The sequence below is a fragment of the Pseudoalteromonas aurantia genome (assembly GCF_005886875.1).
GTDB classification, from domain to species: Bacteria; Pseudomonadota; Gammaproteobacteria; order Enterobacterales; family Alteromonadaceae; genus Pseudoalteromonas; species Pseudoalteromonas aurantia_A.
Genome location: NZ_PNBY01000127.1, coordinates 1 through 10,233, shown reverse-complemented (window position 1 = coordinate 10,233; position 10,233 = coordinate 1). Strand labels below are relative to the sequence as shown.

Below are 10,233 nucleotides of genomic sequence, written 5' to 3'. Positions count from 1 at the left end.
GATGTTGCAGCAGCGCCCGAGTTAATAGAAGAGACCGATGAGTTAGGTGATGACGACCTAAGCGTAGATGAATTTGATGCGTTAGTTGATGAAGATGAGCCTGAGCTTACTGACACTGACTTAGATGTTGCAGCTGCGCCCGAATTAATAGAAGAGACCGATGAGCTAGGTGATGACGACCTAAGCGTAGATGAATTTGATGCGTTGATTGATGAAGGCGAGTCTGAGCTTATTAGCACTAATACTGAAACTGACTTAGACGTTGCAGCACAGCCTGAATTAATCGAAGAAACCGATGAGCTGGATATTGAAAATATCGATGGCTTGTTAAATGAACCTGACGATGAATTTGACATAGAAAAGATGGATGAATTACTGAGTGGCAATAAAGGTGCTGCGACCACAAGTAATTTATCTGATGATATTGCAGGTGATCTGCTTGATGAAATTGATGATGAGTTGTTATCAGAGACAAATCAACATGCGCGCAATGACAAGACGCCTTTGGCAGAAAATGATTTTGATCTTGATGACTTGGACTCTCCAGAGAGTGGCTTCCAAGCGGACACGATGCACGTGCCGTCTGAAGATGACGGTATATTACCTACATCAGAGTTTGAGGGTGATGATAAAAAGAATGGCCAGAGTATTGATGAACTTTTAAATGCACTCGATGATTCAGGTGACTCTGAGTGGGATGATGAGTTAGCTGAGGGAGACGAAATTGATTTAGGCGATGACCCATTGTTAGAAGGGGCTGACTTATCTGAGATAGAAGAGTTTGACGAGCCAGACTTAGTAACACCAAGTGCAGAGTTAGATAGTTATCCAAAGTTAGAGTTAGATAGTGAGTTTAATGAGACGCCTTTATCGGCAAGTGAGACGGAACAAGCGCTGTCTGATGCACTACAAAATAAAATGGTATCTGAAAATGCATTGGAAGGTGAATTAGATGACTCTCACAGTGACGATGACTTGGATTTGTCATTCGAAGATGACGAAGCAACCCCCAACAAAAGTGTCATAGACGCTGTAACGTCTGTTGAAAATAAACAGACTGAGCAAAATATAGAGGATCTTCCTGAGTTTAATGAACAAGACGCTCTTGATTCTATGGATGACGAGTTGGAAGAACTTAGTGCATCAGAATTTGAGTCTTTGTTGCAAGCAGAAGATGATCTCTTACCTCAACAGGAAGCTAATTTAAATACGGAACAAGCGTTAGCAGGAAGTGCTGAATCTTCGGAACTTGAAGCTCAAAGTGCCGACCTGGCAGCCTCGTTAGAGACGGAGGAGCCACTAGAAACGTTTCCTGAATTTGACGAACAAGCCGCATGGGATGCTGTGGCCGATGAGCCTGAGCAACCTCTTGAAGTTGAGGTTGAAGTAGAAGATGAACTGGATGTTGACCCAGCGCTGGAAAGTACCGCAGAGGGTGACTTTGAGGAAGAGGCGGTTGTTGAGACCTCAGAGCGTGATACGCAAAGTGCTAATGAAGAGATAAACCTTGAGGCTGAAGAGCCGATTGAAACGCTTCCTGAATTTGACGAACAAGCCGCATTGGATGCTGTGGCCGATGAGCCTGAGCAACCTCTTGAAGTTGAGGTTGAAGTAGAAGATGAACTGGATGTTGACCCAGCGCTGGAAAGTACCGCAGAGGGTGACTTTGAGGAAGAGGCGGTTGTTGAGACCTCAGAGCGTGATACGCAAAGTGCTGATGAAGAGATAAACCTTGAGGCTGAAGAGCCACTTGAAACGTTTCCTGAATTTGACGAACAAGCCGCATTGGATGCTGTGGCCGATGAGCCAGAGCAACCTCTTGAAGTTGAGGTTGAAGTAGAAGATGAACTGGATGTTGACCCAGCGCTGGAAAGTACCACAGAGGGTGACTTTGAGGAAGAGGCAGTTGTTGAGACCTCAGAGCGTGATACGCAAAGTGCTGATGAAGAGATAAACCTTGAGGCTGAAGAGCCACTTGAAGCGTTTCCTGAATTTGACGAACAAGCCGCATTGGATGCTGTAGCCGATGAGCCAGCGCAACCTCTTGAAGTTGAAGTAGAAGATGAACTGGATGTTGACCCAGTGCTGGAAAATATCGCAGAGGGTGACTTTGAGGAAGAGGCAGTTGTTGAGACCTCAGAGCGTGATACGCAAAGTGCTGATGAAGAGATAAACCTTGAGGCTGAAGAGCCGATTGAAACGCTTCTTGAACTTGACGAACAAGCCGCATTGGATGCGGTAGCCGATGAATCAGATCAACTACCTGAAATGGAAAGCGACTTTGAAGATGAAGAGCTTATTCAGCCTAAGGAATTAACAGGGACTGACGCGGCAGTTGAAGCCCCGCTGCCTGCTAACTTAGCCGATGCGCCAGAGTTGGAATTTGAGTCTGCGGATCACGAGGGTGATACTTTACAAAACTCACCAGATGAGTTTTTATCACAACTGGATGAGTTGAGTGAAGTACAAGAAGCTGCTGAACAAGTGGTTATTGATGAAGCGGCCATTGAAAATGAGTTTATGGCAAACTTATCGGATACAGATTTCGATTCATTGCTTAATGATATGGTTGAACCTGAGCCGGTTAATATCGTTGAGTTAGATGATGTGGACGTGGATTTTGCCTCATTATTGAATGATGAGCCAGACACCGAGATAGAAGAACTACTTGAGCTCAGCGACGACGACGAAGATCAATTTGTTGATATAGACGACCTATTGTCGCAAAGTGATGATTTAGAACCACAAGATGAACCATATGACGATGCGGATATGGATGTGGGCTTAGGTGATTTTGATGAATTTTTAGCAGGTGATAATGCCACTGATGTTGACTTAGAAGCCGATGGCTTTGCCGCTAAATTAGACCTAGCACGTGCTTATATTGAAATTGAAGATTACGACGGTGCGATGGGGGTGATAAAAGAGGTATTAGATAAAGGCCCTGAATCAGTCCAAAGTGAAGCACAAGCTTTACAGAGCAAACTAATTTCTTAATTTCACTCTAGAATACATTGATACACTCAATAAAAATGACGTAACACCTTACGTCATTTTTGTTTTTTAATGCACAAATTCTATCAACATTGTGTTTGCGCATAACGATTATCCTGATAAGAAATATCTTATGTATGATGCAGCGAGCTTTTATTCGTGCGTGCAATCGCATAAAATGCACGGCTATTAAATATAGAGGTAAGAGTCAGTATGCGCGTAGCAATGGGAATAGAGTATAACGGGGCAAATTACAGTGGGTGGCAGCGTCAGCCCCATGTAAATAGTGTGCAGCAAGAAATTGAAACAGCATTATCTCGTATCTGTAACCATAAAATTGATATTGTATGCGCAGGGCGCACTGATGCTGGTGTGCATGCCACTGGTCAAGTTGTGCATTTTGATACGCATGCAGAACGCGATATGAGTGCCTTTACATTAGGCCTTAATTCTATGTTACCCGATGACATTGCAGTGCGTTATGCGCAACAAGTAGACGATGAGTTTCACGCTCGTTTTAGTGCGACAGCAAGAAGGTATCGATACGTGATTTATAATCATGCCTATCGTCCCGGTATATTACGAAGTGGGGTAACGCATTTTCATCATCCACTTGATGAAACATTAATGCAGGCTGCATGCCCTGTCATGTTAGGCGAGCAAGACTTTACCTCGTTTCGAGCTGTGCACTGCCAATCAAATACGCCATTTCGCAACATTCATCATTTAAGTGTCGAACGAGTAAATGATTATTTAGTTATTGATATTAAAGCGAATGCATTTTTGCACCATATGGTGCGAAATATTACAGGATGCTTAACAGATATTGGTATGGGTAAACAGTCACCAGAGTGGATGGCAGAACTGTTAACACTTAAAGATCGTACCCAAGCTGGTGCGACGGCAAAACCAAATGGCTTATATTTGGTCGATGTAGACTATCCACAAAAGTGGAACATACCTTCGACTTCACTGGGGCCCTTATTTTTACCGAATAAAGATATTGAATAATTAGCTAATTGACTCGTCATTAACAATAGTACCTTTATTGAATGATCTGCAAAAACACATATATAAAAATGAGTGTAAAGCCATAACAGTGCTAATTTGAAAAATAGTGCGAACAATGTTAATGATAATAAACATAAGTAAATTATTATTGATTTGTTTGTTTTAGCTCGTATTATGGTGCGACTACTAAGACCAGTTTTTTATACCGTTGTAGACAAAATCATGTTTTAATTGAAACAGTTTGTCTGTACTTACAGACGTCGCGACACAGAATTAGCACAAGAGAGTTGCAAATGAGTTGGTTAGAAAAAATCTTACCTAAAACAACAAAAGCGTCAGGGAAAAAAGAAATTCCTGAAGGTTTATGGGCAAAATGTTCATCCTGTGATGCTATTTTATACAAAGCAGAACTTGAAAAGTCATTAAATGTTTGTCCTAAATGCGATCATCACATGCGCTTGAGCGCTCGTAAACGTTTAGAATACTTTCTAGATGATGCCGACCTTCAAGAAATTGGTACTCAGCATGAGCCGCAAGATGTCTTGAAATTCAAAGACTCGAAAAAATATTCAGATCGTATTTCATCAGCGCAAAAGGCCAGTGGTGAGAAAGATGCGTTGGTTGCGATGACTGGGCGTTTGAAAGGAATGCCTGTTGCTGCAGTATCATTCGAGTTTGCCTTCATGGGCGGTTCAATGGCGTCAGTTGTTGGCGCACGTTTTGTTGATGCGGTGAATCAAAGCTTAGAACATAATATGCCATTGGTATGTTTCTCTTCTTCGGGGGGCGCTCGAATGCAAGAGGCACTTATGTCTCTGATGCAAATGGCAAAAACAAGTGCTGCATTGGCAAAAATGAGTGAGAAAGGTTTACCATTCATTTCAGTATTAACTGATCCGACTATGGGTGGTGTATCCGCATCACTTGCGATGTTAGGTGATATTAATGTTGCTGAGCCTAAAGCCTTGATTGGTTTTGCAGGTCCACGTGTTATTGAGCAAACAGTACGTGAAACTTTACCTGATGGATTCCAGCGCAGCGAGTTCTTACTCGAGCATGGTGCGATTGATATGATTGTTGACCGCCGAGAGATGCGCGACACATTAGCACGTATACTTGCTAAGTTTATGGGCTTGCCTTCGACCGAACAAGAGCATAGAGTAGCGTAAATTTTTTAAGTTTAAGTTACGACTATGACAATTCAGACACCAAGCCAATCGTCAACTCTTGATGATTGGCTTTGTTATTTAGAAAGTGTACACCCGGCTAACATCGAAATGGGATTAGAGCGGGTTCAACAAGTTGCACAAGCCTCAGATTTACTCAATACCCCCAGTAAAATCATTCTTATTGCAGGCACTAATGGTAAAGGAACCACGGCGCGTTGTATGGAGTCTATTTTACTAGCGCAAGGTTATAATGTCGGTACCTACGCTTCTCCCCACCTAGTTAGATATAACGAACGTGTGAGAGTGAATGGCAAAGAGTTACCAGATCAAGTGCATGTAGATGCCTTTCATCAACTTGAACAGGATCGTGGAGACACGGCGCTCACGTATTTTGAGTATGGTACTTTAGGCAGCTTAGTTATTTTTAAGCGCTTTGCTGTTGACTATATTTTACTTGAAGTAGGCTTAGGTGGTCGTTATGACGCGACGAATATAGTCACCCCATACGCGAGTGTGATCACCACCATTGATTTAGACCATAAAGAGTATTTAGGTGATACACGCGAATTAGTCGGTTATGATAAGGCTGGTATCTTTCGTAAAGACACCCCAGCCATTGTGGGGGACTTGAATATACCGCATACAGTTACAGACTATGGTGTGGAAGTAGAAGCTGACTTGATTTTGTCAAAACGAGACTTCTTATTTATCCCAACAGAATCTGGTTTTAGGTGGATTTACCATGATCTTGATTATGAATTTACCAAGCCGTCCATTCCTGCTCAGAATGTAACAACAGCCTTGACTACCTTGGCAACATTGAATTTATTGCCATCAGAAGCTGTGATAAAACACTGTTTGTCAGAATTAAAAGTTGAAGGGCGTTTTCAGCAATTGAGTGAGCAACCAAAAGTTTTTACTGATGTTGCACATAACCCTGAGTCAGCGCGCTATTTAGCCCAGAAGTTGACTGACTTTAAAGCACAAGGCTTTAAAGTTCACGCATTAATCGCTATGCTAGCGGATAAAGATAAAGTGAGCGTTATCAATGAAGTGGTTGGTTTGGTCGATGTATGGACTTGTGCTTCATTAGAAGGGCCTCGCGCAGAGTTAGGTAAAAATTTACAGTCATTGGTACCAAACACAAGACCTGTGTTAGTTTTTGATAGCGTAAAAGAGGCATTAGTTCATACGTTGCCAGCGTTAGATGATCAAACGGTATTAATTATTTTTGGCTCATTTTTTACGGTGGCGCAAGCCATTGCATATTTTGAATAAATAGAGAGTAATAACGTGAACTCAGGATTTATTAACCGTCTAGTAGGAACAAGTATCGTCGTGGTTGCGGCAATAATTTTTATTCCCAATATTCTTGATGGTGAAAAGGTTCACTATAAAGATGGCTTTAAAGCGATACCAGAACGCCCTGAGTTTACGACAGTCGATCTAAAAACCAAAATAGACCTAGAGGCTGAGAATGCGCCAGAAGTTCAGGGGGATGTTGTGGAGATGGTAAGCCCTGATGACGCGTTTTTATTAGATACTAACGATGATACTACTGCATTAGTCGATAACGCTGATTCTCGTAGGAGTGAAAGTGATATCGCGGATGAGTTGGCCCCAACACTCGTTAAGCAAACCACAGAACAACAATCAGACACCAAAGCGCAGCAAGAGACGCCGCCCAATTCAGTTAAACCAGCAATAGTGACCACGGCGGTTTCTAAAGCGAAAGAACCAAAGCGTGCACCGACCTCTAACTTAACTAAAATGGCCTATGTTATTCAATTAGGAAGCTTTTCACATAAACCTAATGTAGACGCATTGGTACAAAAGCTTAAAAAGAGCGGCTTCAAAGCATTTACGCGTCCGGTTAAAACGCCAAATGGCACATTAACAAAAGTGTTTGTTGGTCCCGACTTAGATAAGAGTAAACTTGAGTCTAAGCTTGCAAAACTGAAAGAATTGACCAAATTAAATGGCCGACTTACTCAGTTCAATATTGCAAAATGATCTGGTAATTGCCTGTTGGCTCTTATAGAATGCGGCCCAAATTAACGACTTATTGGTTATTATGATCTGGGTTGATTACGCTATTCTCTGTATTGTCGGTTTATCGACATTATTTGGCTTACTCCGTGGTTTTGTTAAAGAAGCTATGTCGTTAGTTGTGTGGGTCGGCGCATTTTTTATTTCCAGTTTTTTTTACCAATATCTAGCAACCTTCCTCACTTCCATTTCAGAACCCCTTTTAAGAAATGCAGCCGCAATTGCCATATTATTTATTGCGACCTTGATGTTGGGTGGGTTTGTTAACTATATCTTAGGAGAGCTCGTGCAACGCACAGGGCTATCTGGCACCGATCGACTCTTTGGGGTCGTATTCGGTGGTTTACGAGGTGCTTTGGTCGTCAGCGCCTTATTGTTCTTTCTGGATGCATTCACTAGTGCGCCTGGCACGCAGTGGTGGTCAGCATCTACTTTGATCCCTGAATTTGGCTTTGTTATAGAGTGGTTTTTTACCTATCTTGAACATAACTCCAGCTTTTTAAATTCAGTAAACCGTTAATCGGCGAGGAAAATTTCATGTGTGGTATCGTTGGGATAGTCGGAACATCTCCTGTAAATCAGGCGATTTATGATGGCTTAACTGTTTTGCAACACCGTGGCCAAGATGCTGCTGGCATAATTACCATTGACAATAATACGTTTAGTTTACGTAAAGCGAATGGCTTAGTAAAAGACGTGTTTCATACGCGCCATATGAAGCGTTTGCAGGGTAATATCGGGATTGGGCATGTGCGTTACCCAACTGCGGGCTCATCAAGCTCGGCGGAAGCGCAACCATTTTATGTTAACTCTCCGTTTGGTATTGGTCTTGCGCATAATGGCAACTTGACCAATGCTGAAGCACTTAAAGAGCGTTTATTTACCACGGCACGTCGTCACGTAAATACGACATCAGACTCTGAGATTTTATTGAATATTTTGGCGCATGAGTTAGGTAAACCTAACAAAATGAAGCTTGATGCTGAAGATATGTTCAATGCTATCTCTCAAGTCAATGAGCAAGCAACAGGCGGTTATGCAAGTATCGCAATGATCATTGGTCACGGTATATTAGCGTTTAGAGACCCTAATGGTATTCGACCACTGGTGTTTGGTAAGCGTGAAACCAGTAATGGCGTTGAATATATGTTTGCGTCAGAAAGTGTCGCACTGAAAATTGATGGCTTTGAGTTTGTGCGCGATGTAGCGCCAGGCGAAGCGATTTATGTCACCGAAAGTGGTGAATTTCATTCAAAAATCTGTGCGGCTAAAACACAGCATGCACCTTGTATTTTTGAGTTTGTTTATTTTGCTCGCCCAGATTCAGTGATGGACAATATGTCTGTTTATGCAACTCGTATGAACATGGGCACTAAATTAGGTGAAAAAATCGCAAAAGAGTGGGCTGATAAAGACATCGACGTGGTTATTCCTATTCCTGAAACATCTTGTGATGTTGCATTAGAGATTGCGTCTGAACTTAAGTTACCATACCGACAAGGTTTTGTAAAAAACCGTTATATTGGTCGTACCTTCATCATGCCTGGGCAAGAGCTGCGTAAAAAATCTGTACGTCGCAAGTTAAATGCCATCGACAGTGAGTTCAAAGGTAAAAATGTATTGTTGGTTGATGATTCTATCGTCCGTGGTACCACATCAGCACAAATAGTTGAAATGGCGCGTGAAGCCGGTGCAAAAAATGTGTACTTTGCATCAGCGGCACCAGAGGTACGGTTCCCTAACGTATATGGTATTGACATGCCTTCTGCTGCAGAGCTTATAGCCCATGGCCGTGAGCTAGAGGACATCAATGAGAGTATTGGTGCCGATGGCCTTATTTATCAATCATTGAGCGATTTGATTGCTGCTGTTGGTCAAGAAAACCCTGATATTAAAGTGTTCGAGACATCGGTATTTGATGGCGAATATATCACAGGTGATGTTGACCAAAACTATTTGAATCGCATCGATGCTTTACGAAATGACTCTGCCAAGTCAACGCGTGAGCAAGCAATGTCATCTGGTTTAGAGCTACACAATCAAGAGACCAATGAAGACGAGTAACCATCTCGTCATTGACATAATGTAGTCACAAAAAAGGAGCGATATTTCGCTCCTTTTTAAATTTAGGATAAAAGCAAGGGGCATCGAATACGCTACCCCCTAATTAAATGTAGGACTAATTATGCCATTGGTCCACAATATTGCTGTTGCTGCTAATATGATCACCAACAGTATCAAGCCACATGTCACTACAGAACTGGCGTAAATAAACCCGCGCTCTTCAGGAATATGCATAAGTATAGGCACACCGGTATACAGTAAATAAACAGAGTAGGCTAACGCAAGCATACCGGCCGATACCACAAACCATAATTCTGGGTAAAATGCTGAAAATGCCGACATAAACATGGGCGTCGCAGTATATGCAGACAGCTCTAATGTTTGGGTAAAGGTGGGTTTAGCACCAAAAGTAACCGCCATCCAATGTGCCAAGTAAGACAGTGCAAAAATGCCGAGGATTAATGCCGTGTACATTGCAATCCCGATGAGTAATGCGCTGTCATGTGTTAAGTAAACTGCATCACCAACGCCAATTTTCCACCCTAAATGCACGGAGGAGTAGTATCCCATTATACTGGGAATAAGTGCTATAATCACAATATGTGACAAGCTATATTTCACGTTTTCATGACAGTTGTCTATTGTTTGCCATTCCTCTAACGGGTGAGCGTATAAGCCCCATAAATGGTTAAAAATCATTTTATGCCCCTTCTTGTTGTCTGTATTATTTTTATACTGCCCAATTAATTTATGAGGGGTTGCTCAATTTTTGTCAAGAAAAGGTTAAACTTTCGTCTAATTGAAAAGTATTAAATAACCTCAGGTTTGGATAAGGGTTTTGGAATAGAAAATGTTTTGAAAACAAAAATACGTACAATCCAATGATGATATTTTGCTCAATATCAAGGCGCTTTTATGCAGTAATAGCGGGCTATTACAAATGAAA

The 10,233-nt window shown here is 42.0% G+C and carries 8 protein-coding genes; 7 read left to right on the top strand and 1 reads right to left on the bottom strand.

Going from position 1 to position 10,233, the window contains the following annotated elements; all coding sequences use genetic code 11:
* The 7 genes from CWC18_RS19060 to purF all read left to right on the top strand — a co-directional run.
* Positions 1 to 2,997 (top strand): FimV/HubP family polar landmark protein (locus CWC18_RS19060; RefSeq protein WP_283957033.1); only part of this gene is annotated, 2,997 nt, incomplete at its 5' end.
* 210 nt (positions 2,998 to 3,207) lie between these two features.
* Positions 3,208 to 4,005, top strand: a complete 798-nt coding sequence (truA, locus tag CWC18_RS19055) for a tRNA pseudouridine(38-40) synthase TruA (RefSeq protein ID WP_138591801.1) — start codon at positions 3,208 to 3,210, stop codon at positions 4,003 to 4,005.
* A gap of 293 nt (positions 4,006 to 4,298) precedes the next feature.
* Positions 4,299 to 5,174, top strand: a complete 876-nt coding sequence (accD, locus tag CWC18_RS19050) for an acetyl-CoA carboxylase, carboxyltransferase subunit beta (protein WP_138591800.1) — start codon at positions 4,299 to 4,301, stop codon at positions 5,172 to 5,174.
* 24 nt (positions 5,175 to 5,198) lie between these two features.
* Positions 5,199 to 6,452, top strand: coding sequence for a bifunctional tetrahydrofolate synthase/dihydrofolate synthase (folC, locus tag CWC18_RS19045; protein ID WP_138591799.1), 1,254 nt, complete (start codon positions 5,199 to 5,201; stop codon positions 6,450 to 6,452).
* A gap of 15 nt (positions 6,453 to 6,467) precedes the next feature.
* Positions 6,468 to 7,187 (top strand): SPOR domain-containing protein, encoded by a 720-nt coding sequence (locus tag CWC18_RS19040; RefSeq protein ID WP_138591798.1) that lies wholly within the window; start codon positions 6,468 to 6,470, stop codon positions 7,185 to 7,187.
* A gap of 61 nt (positions 7,188 to 7,248) precedes the next feature.
* Positions 7,249 to 7,743, top strand: a complete 495-nt coding sequence (locus CWC18_RS19035; RefSeq protein WP_138591797.1) for a CvpA family protein — start codon at positions 7,249 to 7,251, stop codon at positions 7,741 to 7,743.
* Between the two features lie 17 nt (positions 7,744 to 7,760).
* Positions 7,761 to 9,287, top strand: a complete 1,527-nt coding sequence (purF, locus tag CWC18_RS19030; RefSeq protein ID WP_138591796.1) for an amidophosphoribosyltransferase — start codon at positions 7,761 to 7,763, stop codon at positions 9,285 to 9,287.
* Between the two features lie 99 nt (positions 9,288 to 9,386).
* Here purF and CWC18_RS19025 read toward each other — a convergent pair whose 3' ends face one another.
* The gene (locus CWC18_RS19025) at positions 9,387 to 9,986 is read right to left on the bottom strand and encodes a Yip1 family protein (RefSeq protein ID WP_138591795.1); all 600 of its coding nucleotides are present in this window, start codon (positions 9,984 to 9,986) and stop codon (positions 9,387 to 9,389) included.
* Positions 9,987 to 10,233: the final 247 nt, after the last annotated feature.